This is a genomic window from Micromonospora sp. LOL_013, assembly GCF_048060315.1.
In the GTDB taxonomy this organism is placed as follows: Bacteria; Actinomycetota; Actinomycetes; order Mycobacteriales; family Micromonosporaceae; genus Micromonospora_E.
The window spans coordinates 32255-47826 of record NZ_JBHMIQ010000035.1 but is presented as its reverse complement, the minus strand read 5'-3'; the positions used below and the strand labels follow the sequence as shown (position 1 = coordinate 47826).

The window sequence follows — 15572 nt, the reverse complement described above, 5'->3', positions numbered from 1 at the left end:
CGCCGACAACGTCGGCCGTACGCCCCGGCCGGGTCGGCCCGACGACGGTGCCGGCCCGGCCGGGGCACCGTCAACCGGTCACCGCCCGCCCGGTCTCAGCCGGTGAACACCTTGTCCGGCTCGGTACGCGGTTGCTCGCTCGCCCAGCGGCTGACCACCCGCTCGGCGTAGAACGACACGAACGGCACCGTCCCGGCCAGCATGATCGCCAGGATCCGGCCGAGTGACCAGTTGGCCCGCCGGGCCAGGTCGAACGCGGCGACCAGATAGACCATGTAGAGGAACCCGTGCGCCGGCCCGACCGTCTCGACCACGATGGCCCGGTCGAACAGGTACTTCAACGGCATGCCGATCACCATCAGCAGGATCAGCACCACGCCGACCACGTACGCGATCAGCCGGTACCGGGTGAGTGCGCCTGACACTGTCGTCCGTCCCTTTCTCTTCCGGTCAGCCCGGGTAGTCGCCGGCCCTGGCGTGCGGATTCGCGTTCAGCCAGGCCAGGTAGTTGTTGTAGGCGGACAACTCCGGGTCGTCCGGGCCGGGGGCGGCGGTCACGCCAGGGGCAGACCGGACCCGTACCGGTCGGCCGAACGTCTCCTCCCGCGATGGTGCGTTCTTTGGTGTGCCGTTCCTCGGCGAGTCGTTGTCCGGTGTGTCGTTGTCCGGGCCAGGTACCGCCCGGTGGGCCTGCCGTATCTCACGGACCCAGATAAACACCACGAACGCCGCGAAAACCGGCCATTCCACCGCGTATGCCCAGCTCAGCGTGTTGCCGGCGGCGGCCCGGCTGATCTGCCACCAGCCGAGCGCGAGGAAGCCCACCACCAGCGCCACCGCCGCCAGGTGCCGCAGGATCCACACCGGGGTCCACAGCTGCCGCATGCAGGGAAGCGTACCGGCCGCCCGTCGGCTTCTCCGACGAGCCGTCGTAGTCAGATGCGTGGCCGCCCGGAAAACGCCGCCCGGTGTTTGCCGCCGACCGGCCGGGGAACCCTACGACGGTAATGCCTCGTCGACTCCCCGGAGGCTGGAGATGACGGATTCAGCGCGGTACGGCAGCTACTCCCCGGCGGCGGCCGGTCGGCCCTTCGAGCCCCGCCCGGACCATCCGCCCGGTGCCACCCCAACCTGGTCGGCGCCGCCCGGACCGGGAGCCGAGACGTGGGTCGACAGGGTCGACGACACCGGGATCGACCCGGTCGAGCTGGCCGACGACGAACTGCTCCGCGAGATCGGTAGCCTGCACCGGACCCGGCTGGGCACGCTGCGGCACGGCACCGACGCGGCGCTGGCCAACCATCTGCACCGCACCGCCGACCTGGAGACCGAGTACCTTACCCGGCACCCGGGCCGAGAGGTCGATGCCGCCCGGTTGCGGCACGGGGAGTAGGTCGTGCCCGCGTACGCCGAACGCGGTGTCTCCGCGCCCCCTGAGGTGGCGTTCGGCACCGCGACCGACCCCGACCGCAGGGCCGCCTGGTTGCCGGGGCCGCTGCGCCAGGTGCCGGCGGAACCAGTCCACGGCGACCACCTGCAGGCCCGGTGGGCGACGGCGGGCGGCCCGTGGACGGCTGTTGTGCAGGTGTACCCGGTGCAGGCGGGCGGTGCAATGCTCCGCCTGGAGCTGGACTCCGACCTGCCGCACGAACAACTGACTCGGCTCGCCGACGAGACGCTGACCAGCCTGGTCCGGGCGGTCACCGACAACCTCAACGCCGGTTGACGGTCAGCCCGCAACGCCGGCTGACCGTCAGCCCGCAACGCCGGTTGCTTGTCAGTCGGCGGTGAACCCGGGCTTCTCCATCCCGGACCAGCCGCGAGGCGTCTCCGGCTCACGGTCCCGGTCGGTCCCTTCGATGATGTCGTGGGAGACCGCCGTGTCGTCGTGCTCGCCGGCGAAGTCCGGGTCGTCCTCGGGTGGCTGGCCGTCCGGGGTCTGGCCGAGTGCGGCGGCCGGCCGGTTCTGGTGTTCGTCCATCGGTGATCAGGCACCTTCCGTAGATGAATGCAGGACCTCTTCCGCCTCGTCCTGGGCGTATTCGCCTTCCGGCAGAGCATTGATCCTGGTCAGCAGGTGAGCGGGCAGCTCGGCGGCGACCGCCCGGCGGGCGATCTCGGCCCGGCTCACCCGTTCCTTGCCGAGGTAGATGTCGTCGAGCAGTGCGTACAGCTCGGCACGGGACGTCTCATCGGTCACCTCCGCCTGCTACCCCGCCCGCGGCACGGCAAACGACGCCCCACGCACCGACCGGACCGCCGGGTTCATCCTGCCGACCGTCGGCGTTCCGCCCTCTCGGTCCGATCCGGGCACCTACGCTCGGGCCAGGAGGTGGACTCATGATCGGTACCATCTTGTGGGCGCTCGTCGCTGGCGCGATCATCGGCGCTCTGGGACGTCTGCTGCTACCCGGCCGGCAAAACATCTCTGTCTGGCTGACCATCGGCGTCGGAATTGCCGCCGCCCTGCTCGGCGGGGTGATTGCCGCCTGGCTGGGCATCGGCGAGACCGCCGGGATCGACTGGCTGCGACACGCGATCCAGGTCGCGCTGGCGGTGTTCTTCGTCTGGATCGCCGCGCGGGTGGCCGGCCACCGGCCGACCGACGCCCCGGGGCGCGCGACCCGGTGACCCGACGCCCCCGGTGCCCTGGCCACCCGCTGACTCCGCCCCGGGGCAGGCCGGTGCGCCGGCTGCGGCCTGGCTCCGCAGCCTGGCCGCAGCCGAGCGCGGCAGGCTACCGCTGCGCGGCGGCCAGCGCCGCCCGGCGGTCCCCGACCGCCGTCGCCAGCCGCCCAAGGACCTGAGCGGTCTGGTCCCAACCCAGGCAGGCGTCGGTGATTGACTGTCCGTGCACCAGTTCCCTGGTCGGGTCCAGATCCTGCCGGCCCGCCACCAGGAACGACTCCAGCATCACCCCGACGATGCCCCGTTGCCCGGCGCTGAGCTGCCCGGCGACGTCCTCGACGACCAGCGGCTGCCGGCGGTGGTCCTTGCCGCTGTTGCCGTGGCTGGCGTCGATGACCAGCCGCCGCGGCAGTCCGGCTGCCCGCAGCAGACCCAGTGCGGCGGCCACCGACTCGGCGTCGTAGTTGGGCTCACCGGCACCGCCGCGCAACACCAGATGGCAGTCGGCGTTGCCCCGGGTGTGCAGGATCGCCGGCGTCCCGGACATGTCGATGCCGGGGAAGACGTGCGGCACGGCAGCGGCCCGGATGGCGTCCACCGCGGTGGCGACGCTGCCGTCCGGGCGGTTCTTCATGCCGATCGGCATGGACAGCCCGGAGGACAGCTGTCGGTGCACCTGACTCTCGACGGTGCGGGCGCCGATCGCCCCCCAGGTTACCGCGTCGGCGATGTACTGCGGGGTGATCGGGTCGAGGAACTCGCAGCCCACCGGCAGCCCGGCCCGCAGCACCTCGAGCAGCAGCGAGCGGGCGATCCGCAGCCCGGAGTTGACGTCCCCGGATCCGTCCAGACCCGGGTCGTTGATCAGACCTTTCCAGCCGACCGTCGACCGCGGCTTCTCGAAGTACACCCGCATCACGATCAACAGGTCGTCGGCGTGCCGTTGCGCGGCATCGGCGAGCAGGTGCGCGTACTCAAGGGCGGCGGCCGGGTCGTGCACCGAACATGGGCCGACCACGACCAGCAGCCGGTCGTCCTGTCCGTCGAGCACGCCGGCGACGGCTCGTCGGCCGTCCAGCACCCGCGCGGTGAGCTGGTCGTCGAGGGGCAGCTCGTGGTGCAGCAGGGCCGGGGTGGTGAGCGGGACGACCCGGTCGATGCGCTGATCGGCGACGCGTCCGATGGAGATGCTCATGTGGTGTCTGTTCCTTCCGCCAGTCTCCCTGGGGAGCCGGCGCCCCCAGCCAAGCCGGCTGCTCGTTGGCATACGAAAGGGCAGGGGGCTCGATGCCCGCTGCCCTTGGCCGGCTCTGGTGGGGTGACGTCAGGTCAAGGCTGAGCCACCGGCACCAGGGCCGGCTGCCTAAACCATCGATACGTGCGCACCACGAGGCACACTGTACCGGATCAGCCGCTGAGCGCCACCCCGGCCGGGCCCCGGCAGTCGGGTGGAACCACCGGACTTCGGCCGGTTCTCACCGTCTGTCAACCACGACCGGCATCCGTGGCCGCCAGCAACACCTAGCGTCACGGCGGAGAAGGATGTCACTACGCCGACGGCGTCTGCTGGTACACCACCAGGGCGACAACCGGGTCTGGGCGTACGACGCGCTCGGCCAGCGAATCGATCTGGCCTACGACGACTCGCTGGTTTCGGCACCCCGCCACTGCCCGGCGTCGACAACATCGTCGGTACGCCGGGCGGCGACCTGTACGTCGCCGAGGACGGCGGCAACATGGAGATCTGCCTGATCACCCCGGACGATCGGATCGGGCCGTTCCCGCGGATCAGCGGCCAGTCGTCGGCGGAGATCTACGGTCCGGCGTTCTCCCCGGCCGGCGGTCGGCTGCACTTTTCGTCGCAGCGTGGCACCTGAACACTGACACCGACGACGACCCGTTCACCGGCCCACCATCACCGGGCGCCGCCACCACAGGTCAGGCGGCAGCCGACGGCGAAGCCGAGGCGGAGCGGATCGAATCGCGCGCCGGTCACCTGCTGCCGGAGGAGGAAGCGGCCGGCAGTGACGACCCGGTGCGTCAGGCCGCAGCCATCCTGGATGACTCCGACCGGCGCGAGCAGCCGCGTCCGCAGTCGGGCAGCATGCCGCGCGGCTGACCTCGATGGCGCCGGCCGACCTTTGCCGGCAACGGTCGAGCCATTGATGGCAACGGCCAACCCTCGACGGCACCCGGCCGGCCCGGTGCGGCCAGCCGGGGCCCCGATCGGATAACGTCGGGCGCATGTCGCCCAACGGGTACCCCTGGCCGATCGAGACCACCCGGCTGGACAACGGCCTGCGGGTCGTCGTCAGCCCCGACTCCAGCGCGCCGGTGGTCGCGGTCAATCTCTGGTACGACGTGGGCTCGCGTCACGAGCCCGCCGGCCGGACCGGATTCGCCCACCTCTTCGAGCACCTGATGTTCGAGGGGTCGGTCAACGTCGCCAAGACCGAGCACATGAAGTTGGTGCAGGGCGCGGGCGGCTCGCTCAACGCCACCACCAACCCGGACCGGACCAACTACTTCGAAACCGTCCCCGTCGAGCATCTGGCCCTCGCGCTGTGGCTGGAAGCCGACCGGATGGGCGGCCTGGTGCCGGCGCTGACCCAGGAGACGCTGGACAACCAGCGCGAGGTGGTCAAGAACGAGCGGCGGCAGCGCTACGACAACGTGCCGTACGGGGACGCCTGGCTACGGCTGCTGCCGCTGCTCTACCCGCCGGGGCACCCGTACCACCACGCCACGATCGGCTCGATGGACGACCTCAACGCCGCCGATCTGGCCACCTTCCAGGCGTTCCACGAGATGTACTACGCGCCGAACAACGCGGTGCTGACCGTGGTCGGCGACACCGACGCCGACGAGGTGTTCAGCCTGGCCGACAAGTACTTCGGTGGGATCGCCGCGCGGGTCGACATCCCGCCGGCACCGGACGGGCGTACGCCGACGCCACTGGCCGGCCCGGTGACCGAGACGGTCACCGCCGACGTACCGGCCGCCCGGCACTACCTGACCTACCGCACCTACCCGTTCGGAACCCCGGCGTACGACGTGGCGACCGTGCTCGGCACCGTGCTGGGCAGTGGCCGGGGCAGCCGGCTCTACCAACGGCTGGCCGACGGCGCCCGGATCGCGCAGCCCGACTACCTGGGTGCGTACGGCGTCGACCTGGCGCATGCGCCCGCACCGCTGATCATTACCGCGACCGCCCAGCCGACGGTGACCGCCGAGCGGCTCGCCGACGGCCTGACCGAGGTGCTCGACGAGGTGGCGCGCGACGGCGTCACCGCCGCGGAGGTCGACCGGGCCAAGGCGCTGCTCACCACGGGCTGGTGGCGTCAGGTCGCCAGCTTCGAGGGCCGGGCCGACACCCTCGGCCGCTACGCCACCCAGTTCGGTGACCCGGCCCGTGCCGGGGACCGGCTGCCGGGCTGGCAGGCGGTCACCACCGAGGCGGTCAACGACGAGGCCGCACGCCTGTTGCGGCCGGACAATCGGGTCCAGCTCAGCTATCTGCCGGAGGGCGACCAGTGACGATCATCGCGCAGCGGCCCGGACCGGGCGCCGCCCGGCCGTACCGTTTCCCGGACGTGATCCGGCGCAGCGTGGCCGGCGGCGAGATCGTCGCCGCCCACCTGCCCGGCCACCGGCTGGCGGTGGCGACCCTGCTGCTGGACGCCGGCGCCGGTCGGGAACCGGTCGGCCGGGAAGGGCTGGCCGGAGTGCTCGCCAAGGCTCTCGAAGAGGGCACCGAGACCCGGGACTCGGCCGCGTACGCCCTGGTCCTGGAGGGTCTCGGCACCGAGTTGTCCATCTCCGCCGACTGGGACTCGTTCCGGGTCGGCGTGCAGGTCAGCACCGACCGGCTCGGCGCGGCCGTCGAACTGCTCACCGAGGCGGTCCGCACCCCCCGCCTGGATCCGTCCGATGTTGAGCGGGTCCGCGACGACGAGGCGACCGCGCTGCGGATGTACTGGGCCAACCCGGGGCCGCGGGCCGAAGCCGCGTTGCGCGCCGACCTGTTCGGTGCCGACCAGCGGCACGGTCGGCCGATGGGCGGCGACCCCGACTCGGTGGCGGCGGTGACCGTGGCGGACGTCGTCGACTTCCACCGTGCGTGGTTCACCCGACCCGGCACCCTGCTGGTCGCCGGCGATCTGGACCTGATCGACCTGGACGCGCTCGGCGTGGCCGCCTTCGCCGGGGCGACCGGCTCGCCGTCACAGCCCGGACCGCCGCTGCCGGTCAGTTTGCGGGACCACCGGCGGATCATCCTGGTCGACCGGCCGGGCGCGGTGCAGTCCACGCTGCGGCTCGGCCATCCGGCCCCGCACCGGGCCCACCCCGACTACGTGCCGATGACCCTGGCCAGCACCGTCCTCGGTGGAGCCTTCACGTCGCGGCTCAACCACTTGATCCGCGAGGTACGCGGCTACACGTACGGCATCCGGTCGGACTTCGGGATGTCCCGCCGGTTCGGGCGCTTCGCGGTCAGCTCCAGTGTGCAGACCGGGGTCACCGCGCCCGCCCTGATCGACTCGGTCGGTGAGGTGTCCCGTACCCAGGCCGACGGGGTGACCGAGGAGGAGCTGGCGGTAGCCCGGTCCTGGCGGGCCGGCCAGCTCTCGGTCGAGCTGCAGACCCCGCCGGCGATCGCCAGCGCCCTGGCGACGCTGGTTGTGCACGGGCTGCCCGACGACTACCACGCCGGGCTGCGCGACGAGCTGCTGTCGGCGACGGTCGAGCAGGTCTCCGCCGCCGCCGCCACCCACCTGCGGGCCGAAGGGCTGACCCTGGTGGTGGAGGGCGACGCGGCCAAGATCCGCGACGAACTGACCGCCTCCGGCCTGGGGGAGCTGCACGACGCCGACTGATCCGCACCGGGCTCAGCGCCGTCGCAGCAGGCGCAGGGTGCGGAGCAGGTGTACGCCCGCGTACCAGGCCGACCCGAGGCCGCCCGGCAGCGCGATGACGTACGCCGCCCAGTAGCGGCCCTCAGCGGCAGGCCAGGAATGCGCTGACCGCGAGGCTGAGCCCGGCGAGGCTGCCGACCAGCATGGCGGGTGTGGTCCGCCAGAACGGTAGGCGTCGCTGCGGTTCGTGGTCGGCGAACTCCCGGGCGTACTCCTCGACTGGACCGAACCCGCTGTCCGGGGTCGCGCCCCGAGCCCACGCCGCGATCTAGAAGGATCTGGCCGGTATATCGACCACGATCCTCCTAGATCGCGTCCGTCAGGGCCGTCAGGTCCGCGCGACCAGTCTGGTGTGTCCGGTTGGGTGGTTTACGTGTTGGCTTTCCGGTCAGGGTGTCATATGGTTGCCGGATGATCACCCCTGCGCAGCGCGACGGAGCCGTGACTGTCACGGCTCCGATCGGCGTGCCGGGCGTCGTGCTGCCGGGCGTCGTGCTGCCGGGCGTCGGCGTGCCGGGCGTCGTGCTGCCGGGCGCCGACGTGCCCGGCGCCGCCGGCCGGCCGGGCCTGCCGCGCCCCACCGGCCGGGGTCCTCCGGACGGCCGTCGCACCACCACGACGACGGCCACCAGGGGCGAAGCGGATCAGCTTCGGCCCTTTTCTGTTGAGGGGAGACCCGATGAGCACCGAACTGCACGGCACCCGCGGCACCGAATGGATCGAACAGGTACGGGTGCAACTGGCCGACCAGTTGGACATGCACCGGGCCCAGCTGACCGAACTCACCGCCGACACCGGTGACCCAGGCGAAGCGCACACCCGGGCCGCGCTGGTCGTCGCCGCCCGGCGCGGCTACGACCAGACCGTCGAGGCGCTGAACCGGATCGCTGCAGGCCGCTACGGCCGCTGCGACAGGTGCGGCGGCGACATCCCCCGGGAACGGCTGGAGATCCTGCCGCACGCGCGGTACTGCGTACCCTGTACGCGCTGACCGCGATTTGCCCGCCTACCGACTCGCGGTCGGTAGGCGGGCAAATACATTCGAACCCGCGACGGTGTGTCGTCCGTTGTACCCGGGTGTCCGCAATGTGCCGCAGAGAGGCGAGCGCTGATGCCCCAGCTCCACACGTCGGTGATGATCCGCTACGCGACCTACACCGACACCCCGCAAGTGGCCAAGACACTGGTGGAGGCATTTCTGGATACCCCCGAGTCGTCCTGGCTGATCCCGGACCCGGTCGCCCGTCGCCGGGTATACCAGCGGTTCTGTCCGGCGCTGATCGACTACGGGCTGCGCCAGGGCAGTATCTACCTCACTGAGGATTACAGCGCGGTGGCGGTGTGGCGTCCGTGCAGCCTGATCCTGCCCAACCCGGTCGAGTACGAGCAGCTGCTCGACGACACCTGTGGTGAGTACGCGTACCGGTTCCGGTTGCTGGACAACGCCCTCGCCGAACGACACCCGGTGGGCGAGCACCACTACCTGGCGTACCTCGGGGTCGCCCCGGACCGGCAGGGCTACGGCCTGGGTACGGCGTTGCTGAACCACCGGCACGCCATCTTCGACACCGCCGGCAGCGCCGCCTACGTAGTGGCCAGCAGCCCCGGCGCCCGCGACCTGTATGCCCGGCTCGGCTACCGGCTCACCGCCGCGGCACCGTTCCACCTGCCCGACGGCGGACCGCTGCTCTGGCCGATGTGGCGGCAGCCGCAGCTGGCCCGCCGTTACCTGAACTGACCGTTCCTACCTGACCTGATCGCGTGAGGGTACGCCGACGGGCCGGAAGGTGACGCCGGACAACTCGGTTCCGTCCCGGCCCGGCCCGTCGGTAACCTTCGCAGCATGAGGATCGGGGTTGCGACATGAGGATCGGAATTGTCGGCGCGACCGGGCAGGTCGGTGGCGTCATGCGGCAGGTGCTGGAGCAGCGGGCGGTGCCCGTCGACGAGTTGCGGTTGTTCGCCTCGGCCCGCTCGGCCGGCCGGACTCTGCCGTGGCGCGGCGGCGAAGTCGTCGTGGAGGACGCCGCCACCGCCGACTACCGAGGGTTGGACATCGCGCTCTTCTCGGCTGGCAAGGCCACCTCGAAGGAGTTGGCGCCACGGGTCGCGGCGGCCGGTGCCGTGGTGATCGACAACTCGTCGGCCTGGCGGATGGATTCGGACGTACCGCTGGTGGTCGCCGAGGTCAACCCGCAGGCCGCCGCCGACCGCCCGAAGGGCATCATCGCCAATCCGAACTGCACCACGATGGCGGCGATGCCGGTGCTGCGCCCGCTGCACGACGAGGCCGGCCTGGTCAGCCTGGTCGTCTCGACCTACCAGGCGGTCTCCGGCGCCGGCCTGGCCGGTGTCGCCGAGCTGGACGAGCAGGTCCGCAAGGTCGCCGAGGGCGCGGCGGCGCTGACCTTCGACGGCGGCGCGGTGGAGTTCCCGGCGCCCCGGTCGTTCGCCGCACCTATCGCGTTCAACGTGCTACCGCTGGCCGGCTCGATCGTCGACGACGGCTCCGACGAGACCGACGAGGAACAGAAGCTGCGCAACGAGAGTCGCAAGATCCTCGGCATCCCCGAGCTGCCGGTGAGCGGGACCTGCGTTCGGGTGCCGGTGTTCACCGGCCACTCGCTGCAGATCAACGCCCGGTTCGCCCGGCGGATCGACCCGCGGCGGGCGGCCGAGCTGCTGGCCGACGCGCCCGGCGTGGCGCTGTCCGACGTCCCGACGCCGCTGCAGGCGGCCGGCCAGGACCCGACGTACGTCGGTCGGATCCGGGTCGACGAGACTGTCGAGCACGGCCTGGCACTGTTCTGTGCCAACGACAACCTGCGCAAGGGCGCCGCCCTCAACGCGGTGCAGATCGCCGAGCTGTTGATCACCGCGGCGGCCTGAGCCCGGCACCGCAACAGTCCGTGCCGCAACAGTCCGTGCCGCAACAGTCCGCACCGCACCGCCGGGCGGGTCGTCGTCAGTCAGCGGCGACCCGTTCGGCGAGCAGCATCGCGGCGTCGTCGCTGATCTGGCCGCCGGCGTGGCGCTGCAGCTCAGTGACGACGCGGTCCAGCGCCTCCCGCCGGTCCGGCAGTTCCAGGCACGCGGTCACCCGGTCCGGGGCGAGGAACTCACCGCGGCCGTTGCGGGCCTCCACCAACCCGTCGGTGTAGAGCAGCAGCCGGTCTCCGACCTGCCAGGGCCGGGTCACCCGGACCGGCTCCGGCGCGTCGCGGCGCAGCCCCAGCGGCGGGTGCCGGTCACCGGGCTCCAGGATCTCCAGCGTTCCGGCTGAGGTCCGCAGCGCCGGTGCCGGATGGCCACAGTTGATCACGGTCAGCGTGTCGTCGGTGAGCTGCACCAGGGCAGCGGTGACGAATTGCGCCGGCTGCCCGGTACCTATCCCGTCCCGGTACACCGCCTGGTCCAGATCGGCGGCGACGGCGGACAGTTCCGGCTGTACGAAGGCGGACTGTCGGAAGGCACCCATCACGGTGGCCGACATCTGGACCGCCTGCAGGCCTTTGCCGCACGCGTCCCCGATGATGATCCGGGTCCCGTACGGGCTGTCCACGACGGCGAACAGGTCACCGCCGACGTTGGCCGCCTCGGACGCGGACAGATATCGGGCGACCAGGGCGACGTCGCCCAGCTGCGGGGGCGGTGCGCGCAGCACCGCCCGCTGCGCGACCTCGGCGATCTCGGTCATCCGGCGTAGCCGGGCCTCCCGCAGGTTGCGAGACCGGGCCACGTAGATCGACACGATGCCGACCGCGAAGACGACACTGCTGCGCAGCAGATGGTCCAGGCTGCCGAACATGCCGCTGGGTAGCCCGGCGACCAACGCGACGACGCAGGCGACCGCGGTGACCAGCGCGGTCCGTCGGGTCTTCTCGACGGCGGCGGCGAGCAGCGGGGCCAGCGACAGGAACCCGAGAACGACCGCGTTTGTCTGGGTCAGCACGTCGATGACGGTGATGACCGCGATCAGCGCCAACGCCAGCGGCATCCCGCGCCAGCGTTCGGTGCGGTGCAGCAACGACCGGTCGGCCGGGTGCGGCACCCGCGAATCCGGCAAAGAAGGCTTACGCCAGCTGACCCGGCGTGCCCACACGACGTGCTCCCTACCCGGCCTGCCCGCCCGTGCACCTCGTGCCGGCGCGGCCGTTTCGACCTGCGAGCGTAGCCGATCCCACCGACCGGGGGAGGACGCTGGTTTTCCGCTCCCGACCCCGGGTACCCCGAGGACGGCGCCGACACCGAGAGGAGTGCGCGATGACGACCGTCGGAGAGTTCATGACGGCCCGGCCGTTCACCATGGACGCGAATGACATGTTGACGGCGGCGGCGCGGCAGATGCGGGATGCCGACATCGGCGACATCATCGTCACCAACGGGAGCGATATCCAAGGAATCGTGACCGACCGGGACATCACGGTCCGAGCGGTGGCATCCGAGATGGATCCGTCGATGACCCAGCTCAGCCAGATCATCACCGAGGACGTGGTGGTCGTGTCGCCGTACGACGACGCGGTCGCGGCCGCCGAGCTGATGCGGACCTACTCGGTACGGCGACTGCCGGTGGTCGACGACGGCCGGTTGGTCGGCGTCGTCTCCATGGGTGACCTTGCCGTCGAGTGGGAACCGGATTCGGTGCTGGCCGACATCAGCACCGACGACCCGAACAACTGACCACCGGACCGCCGCCGCGCCCACCGGGCCCGGTGAGCGGCACCGGAAACCCTCTGGTGGGTGTCCCCGACAGGTCTGCCCGGTCTCCTCGGCGCCCGGATCCGGCAGACAAGGGGACACCTGCTTGCGCTCTCACCCACCCGATCGGAGATCAGTATGAAGCGACCACGCATCGTCATCGCGGGTGCCGGCTTCGCCGGCTACCAGGCTGCCCGTACCCTGTCCCGGCTGGCCCGGGGGTCCGCCGAGATCGTCCTGATCAACCCGACCGACTACTTCCTGTACGTGCCGTTGCTGCCCGAGGTCGCCTCGGGCGTGCTGGAGCCGCGCCGGGTCACCGTCTCGCTGCCGGACACCCTGCCCGGCGTGCGGGTGGTGCTCGGCGAGATCGACCAGATCGACCTGCCGGACCGGCGGATTTGCTACGTCGACGGCGAGGGCGACCGGGCCGAGTTGAGCTACGACCGGTTGATCGTCTCCATCGGCAGCGTCAACAAGCTGCTGCCGATCCCCGGCGTCAACGAGCACGCGCACGGCTTCCGGACCCTGCCGGAGGCGCTCTACCTGCGCGACCACCTCACCCGGCAGATCGAACTCGCCGACTTCAGTGACGATCCGGCCGAGCGGGCCGCCCGGTGCACCTTCGTCGTGGTCGGTGCCGGATACACCGGTACGGAGGTCGCGGCGCACTGTGTGTCCGACACCGACCTGCTGATCCGCCGGCATCCCCGGCTCGCCGGCCAGCAGGTGCGCTGGCTGCTGCTCGACCTGGCCGACCGGGTGCTGCCCGAGCTGGACGAGCGGATGTCGGTCACCGCGCAGAAGGTCCTCGACGCGCGGGGCGTCGAGACCAGGTTCGGCACCTCGGTCCGCGAGGCGACCAGCGACGGGGTGCATCTGTCCGACGGGGAGTTCATCCCGACCCGGTCGCTGATCTGGTGCGTCGGGGTGCGACCCGACCCGGTGGTGGACGAATTGGGACTGACCACCCTGAAGGGCCGGCTGGTGGTCGACGAGTTCCTCGCCGTACCGCAGCATCCGGAGGTGTACGCGTGCGGTGACGCCGCCGCGGTGCCCGACCCGAACCGGCCGGGCGAGGTCACCCCGATGACCGCCCAGCACGCCGTCCGGCAGGGCAAGCTGGCCGCGCAGAACGTCGCCGCGTCGTACGGGCACGGCTCGTTCCGCCCGTACCGGCACAAGGACCTGGGGTTCGTGGTCGACCTCGGCGGTGCGCAGGCGGCGGCGAACCCGTTGCACGTGCCGATCTCCGGCCCGCTGGCCAAGGCGGTGACCCGGGGCTACCACCTGGCGTCGATCCCGGGCAACCGGATCCGGATAGCGGCCGACTGGACGTTGGAGTCGTTGCTGTCGCGGCAGGGTGTGCAGCTGGGTCTGGTACCGCCGGCGGCGGTGCCGCTGGACACCGCGTCGCCGGAGCTGGTGCACCCGGTCGGCCGCTGACCTGGTACGGAGCCGTCACCCGAACCGTAGGTGGGGTCGGCGGCGTAGCCGTACCCCGGTGGCGATCGCGACCAGGGCGACCATCGTGACCGCGACGACCGCGCCGTGCAGTAGCCCTCGGTCGAGGTAGCCGCTGTCGGTGTGGTCGATCGCGTAGGTGGCGATCTCCCGGCTGAACCAGAACGGCAGCGCCCGCGCGGCCGGGCTGGCCGGGTCCATCACCATCTGCAGCCCGACGATGGTCAGCAGGATCAGGGTGCCTTCCAGCTCGCGGGGCAGCACCGCGCTGATCGCCAGCCCGAACGGCACCGCCACGGCGACCATGACCAGCATGATCAGGCCGATCGCCCCGTGCCGTACACCGGGCTGGTCGAGCAGCACCAGCAGGAAGTACGGCACGGACAGCAGCACACCGACCGCCCACAGCGCCAGCAGACGGCCGGTCCACAACTGCGCTGGCCGGTAGCCGGTCAGCCGCAGCCGGGTCTCCAGATCACGGTTGGCGTTGCCGGCGAACAGCGCCGCCGTGCTCAGCGCCCAGCCGAGCCCGAGGCAGACGAACCGGATCGACTGCCCAGTGAAATCGCCCCGGCGGGCCAGGTAGAAGCAGAGCGGAAAGACCAGCAGGATCGCCAGTACGCCGCGTCGCCGGGACGTCTCGCGCAACGTCATCTCCGCCACGGTGAGCACCCGGCTCATCGACCGGCCTCCGTTCTGGTCAGGTCAAGCACCAGGTCGACCCGGTCGAGCTGGTTCAGCAGGTGGGTGACGACCACGACCGCCTTGCCGGCGTCGCGCCAGCGCCACACCTGGTGCCAAAAGTCCAGGTAGGTGCCGCGGTCGAAGCCCTGGTACGGCTCGTCGAGCAGCAGCAGGTCCGGGTCGCCGAGCCCGGCCAGTGCCAGGTTGAGCTTCTGCCGGGTGCCGCCGGACAGGTGCCGGGCCTGGACGGCGGCGGAGGCGTCCCAGTCGAGGACCGCGGCCTGCGCCCGTCCGGCGGTACGCGACTGTGTCCGGCTGAGCCGCCGGCCGGCACCGACCAGCGCGAAGTGCTCGTCCGGATGCAGGAAGTCGCCGGTGCCGCCGGACTGCGGGCAGTAGCCGAGGGTGCCGTACACCCGGACCCGGCCGCTGTCCGGGCTGGCCAGGCCGGCGCAGACCCGCAGCAGGGTGCTCTTGCCGCTGCCGTTGGCACCGACCACGGCGGCGATCTCGCCGGCCCGGACGGTGAGTCGCACCCGGTCCAGTACCGCGTGCCGGCGGTACCGCTTGGTGACGTCCTGCACGTCGAGCCGGACCGGGCCCGGGTGGACGCGGCGCGGGAGCTGAGCCGGCCCGCCGACGCTGCGCGCCACGTCGGTGGCGTAGTCGGCCGGGTTGCCGAAGACCGCCAATGGTGCTTCGCCGCTGTCATGCAGGTGGGCCGCGGCCTCCGCGACGACGTGCCCGGCCATCTCGCGGTCGATGCCGTGTCGGTGCAGCTCGCCGGTCAGGGCGGCGAGCCAGGTCTGCTGGTTCACGAGGTGGTCACCTCCTGCAGGATCGTGTCGACACCGGTGGCGAAGGACCGCCAGTCGGCGGTGGTTTGGCGCAGCCGCTGCGCACCGGACTCGGTCAGCCGGTAGTACTTGCGGGCCGGGCCGCTGGTGCCGGCCCGCCATCGGGCGTCGACCAGGCCGGTCCGTTGCAGCCGGAGCAGTACGGGGTAGAGGGTGCCGCCCTTGATCGGCCCGAGCCCGGCCGCCTGCAGCGACTGGGCCAGCTCGTAACCGTACGACTCGTGCCGGTGCAGCGCCGCGAGCACACAGAGGTCGAGCACCCCGCGCAGCCACTGGCCCCGCCGTTCCTGATCCACGGCCAGAAAGATAGCAGCGCCATCTAGAT

At 71.5% G+C, this 15572-nt stretch carries 20 protein-coding genes and 1 pseudogene; 11 read left to right on the top strand and 10 right to left on the bottom strand.

What is annotated here, in order from left to right:
- Nucleotides 1-95 precede the first annotated feature (95 nt).
- Together ACFHWS_RS21895 and ACFHWS_RS21890 are read right to left on the bottom strand one after the other, a co-directional pair.
- Complete coding sequence (locus tag ACFHWS_RS21895; protein WP_416553571.1) at nucleotides 96-425, bottom strand: DUF3817 domain-containing protein; 330 nt, start codon at nucleotides 423-425, stop codon at nucleotides 96-98.
- 25 nt (nucleotides 426-450) lie between these two features.
- Entirely contained in the window at nucleotides 451-885 is a 435-nt protein-coding gene (locus ACFHWS_RS21890) for a hypothetical protein (protein ID WP_416553573.1), read from the bottom strand.
- Nucleotides 886-1036: 151 nt separating this feature from the next.
- On the opposite strand from ACFHWS_RS21890, the gene ACFHWS_RS21885 reads away from it, so the two are divergent.
- Together ACFHWS_RS21885 and ACFHWS_RS21880 are read left to right on the top strand one after the other, a co-directional pair.
- The gene (locus ACFHWS_RS21885; RefSeq protein ID WP_416568920.1) at nucleotides 1037-1393 is read left to right on the top strand and encodes a DUF6158 family protein; all 357 of its coding nucleotides are present in this window, start codon (nucleotides 1037-1039) and stop codon (nucleotides 1391-1393) included.
- Between the two features lie 3 nt (nucleotides 1394-1396).
- Nucleotides 1397-1726 carry a hypothetical protein gene (locus ACFHWS_RS21880; protein WP_416553577.1) on the top strand — a complete coding sequence of 110 codons (330 nt, stop codon included), beginning with the start codon at nucleotides 1397-1399 and terminating at the stop codon, nucleotides 1724-1726.
- Between the two features lie 51 nt (nucleotides 1727-1777).
- On the opposite strand, the gene ACFHWS_RS21875 is transcribed toward ACFHWS_RS21880, so the two are convergent.
- Both ACFHWS_RS21875 and ACFHWS_RS21870 read right to left on the bottom strand, forming a co-directional pair.
- Nucleotides 1778-1981 (bottom strand): hypothetical protein, encoded by a 204-nt coding sequence (locus ACFHWS_RS21875; RefSeq protein ID WP_123600344.1) that lies wholly within the window; start codon nucleotides 1979-1981, stop codon nucleotides 1778-1780.
- Between the two features lie 6 nt (nucleotides 1982-1987).
- Complete coding sequence (locus ACFHWS_RS21870; protein ID WP_278167595.1) at nucleotides 1988-2200, bottom strand: hypothetical protein; 213 nt, start codon at nucleotides 2198-2200, stop codon at nucleotides 1988-1990.
- Between the two features lie 140 nt (nucleotides 2201-2340).
- On the opposite strand from ACFHWS_RS21870, the gene ACFHWS_RS21865 reads away from it, so the two are divergent.
- Nucleotides 2341-2631 (top strand): GlsB/YeaQ/YmgE family stress response membrane protein, encoded by a 291-nt coding sequence (locus ACFHWS_RS21865; RefSeq protein WP_123600346.1) that lies wholly within the window; start codon nucleotides 2341-2343, stop codon nucleotides 2629-2631.
- Between the two features lie 106 nt (nucleotides 2632-2737).
- On the opposite strand, the gene ACFHWS_RS21860 is transcribed toward ACFHWS_RS21865, so the two are convergent.
- Nucleotides 2738-3823, bottom strand: a complete 1086-nt coding sequence (locus ACFHWS_RS21860; RefSeq protein ID WP_416568919.1) for a 3-deoxy-7-phosphoheptulonate synthase — start codon at nucleotides 3821-3823, stop codon at nucleotides 2738-2740.
- A gap of 333 nt (nucleotides 3824-4156) precedes the next feature.
- On the opposite strand from ACFHWS_RS21860, the pseudogene ACFHWS_RS21855 reads away from it, so the two are divergent.
- A pseudogene (locus tag ACFHWS_RS21855) lies at nucleotides 4157-4505 on the top strand (translocation protein TolB); the annotation flags it as partial.
- 38 nt (nucleotides 4506-4543) lie between these two features.
- Here the strand turns inward: ACFHWS_RS21855 and ACFHWS_RS21850 are convergent.
- Nucleotides 4544-4807, bottom strand: coding sequence for a hypothetical protein (locus tag ACFHWS_RS21850; RefSeq protein WP_416553581.1), 264 nt, complete (start codon nucleotides 4805-4807; stop codon nucleotides 4544-4546).
- A gap of 65 nt (nucleotides 4808-4872) precedes the next feature.
- On the opposite strand from ACFHWS_RS21850, the gene ACFHWS_RS21845 reads away from it, so the two are divergent.
- From ACFHWS_RS21845 to ACFHWS_RS21825, 5 genes are all read left to right on the top strand, one after another.
- Entirely contained in the window at nucleotides 4873-6165 is a 1293-nt protein-coding gene (locus ACFHWS_RS21845) for a M16 family metallopeptidase (RefSeq protein WP_416553583.1), read from the top strand.
- On the top strand, nucleotides 6162-7505 hold the full coding sequence (locus ACFHWS_RS21840) for a M16 family metallopeptidase (protein WP_416553585.1): 1344 nt from the start codon (nucleotides 6162-6164) through the stop codon (nucleotides 7503-7505). The genes ACFHWS_RS21845 and ACFHWS_RS21840 overlap by 4 nt, the downstream gene beginning before the upstream one ends.
- A 718-nt stretch (nucleotides 7506-8223) precedes the next feature.
- The gene (locus tag ACFHWS_RS21835) at nucleotides 8224-8535 is read left to right on the top strand and encodes a TraR/DksA family transcriptional regulator (protein ID WP_416553589.1); all 312 of its coding nucleotides are present in this window, start codon (nucleotides 8224-8226) and stop codon (nucleotides 8533-8535) included.
- Between the two features lie 120 nt (nucleotides 8536-8655).
- On the top strand, nucleotides 8656-9282 hold the full coding sequence (locus tag ACFHWS_RS21830; RefSeq protein ID WP_416553591.1) for a GNAT family N-acetyltransferase: 627 nt from the start codon (nucleotides 8656-8658) through the stop codon (nucleotides 9280-9282).
- 125 nt (nucleotides 9283-9407) lie between these two features.
- Nucleotides 9408-10433: an aspartate-semialdehyde dehydrogenase gene (locus tag ACFHWS_RS21825; protein WP_416553593.1), complete on the top strand. Its 1026-nt coding sequence runs from the start codon at nucleotides 9408-9410 to the stop codon at nucleotides 10431-10433.
- A gap of 76 nt (nucleotides 10434-10509) precedes the next feature.
- Here ACFHWS_RS21825 and ACFHWS_RS21820 read toward each other — a convergent pair whose 3' ends face one another.
- The gene (locus ACFHWS_RS21820) at nucleotides 10510-11646 is read right to left on the bottom strand and encodes a PP2C family protein-serine/threonine phosphatase (protein WP_416553595.1); all 1137 of its coding nucleotides are present in this window, start codon (nucleotides 11644-11646) and stop codon (nucleotides 10510-10512) included.
- 161 nt (nucleotides 11647-11807) lie between these two features.
- Between ACFHWS_RS21820 and ACFHWS_RS21815 the strand changes: the two genes are divergently transcribed.
- A complete protein-coding gene (locus tag ACFHWS_RS21815; protein ID WP_416553597.1) occupies nucleotides 11808-12224 on the top strand; it encodes a CBS domain-containing protein in 417 nt (138 codons plus the stop codon).
- Between the two features lie 156 nt (nucleotides 12225-12380).
- Entirely contained in the window at nucleotides 12381-13688 is a 1308-nt protein-coding gene (locus tag ACFHWS_RS21810; protein ID WP_416553599.1) for an NAD(P)/FAD-dependent oxidoreductase, read from the top strand.
- A gap of 15 nt (nucleotides 13689-13703) precedes the next feature.
- Here ACFHWS_RS21810 and ACFHWS_RS21805 read toward each other — a convergent pair whose 3' ends face one another.
- From ACFHWS_RS21805 to ACFHWS_RS21795, 3 genes are read right to left on the bottom strand one after another with little or no spacing between them, the layout of a single operon-like run.
- Nucleotides 13704-14387 (bottom strand): ABC transporter permease, encoded by a 684-nt coding sequence (locus tag ACFHWS_RS21805; RefSeq protein ID WP_416568918.1) that lies wholly within the window; start codon nucleotides 14385-14387, stop codon nucleotides 13704-13706.
- Nucleotides 14384-15208: an ATP-binding cassette domain-containing protein gene (locus ACFHWS_RS21800; protein WP_416553603.1), complete on the bottom strand. Its 825-nt coding sequence runs from the start codon at nucleotides 15206-15208 to the stop codon at nucleotides 14384-14386. The genes ACFHWS_RS21805 and ACFHWS_RS21800 overlap by 4 nt, the downstream gene beginning before the upstream one ends.
- Entirely contained in the window at nucleotides 15205-15543 is a 339-nt protein-coding gene (locus ACFHWS_RS21795; RefSeq protein ID WP_278167623.1) for a PadR family transcriptional regulator, read from the bottom strand. Before ACFHWS_RS21795 ends, ACFHWS_RS21800 begins: the two co-directional genes overlap by 4 nt.
- Between the last annotated feature and the right edge of the window lie 29 nt (nucleotides 15544-15572).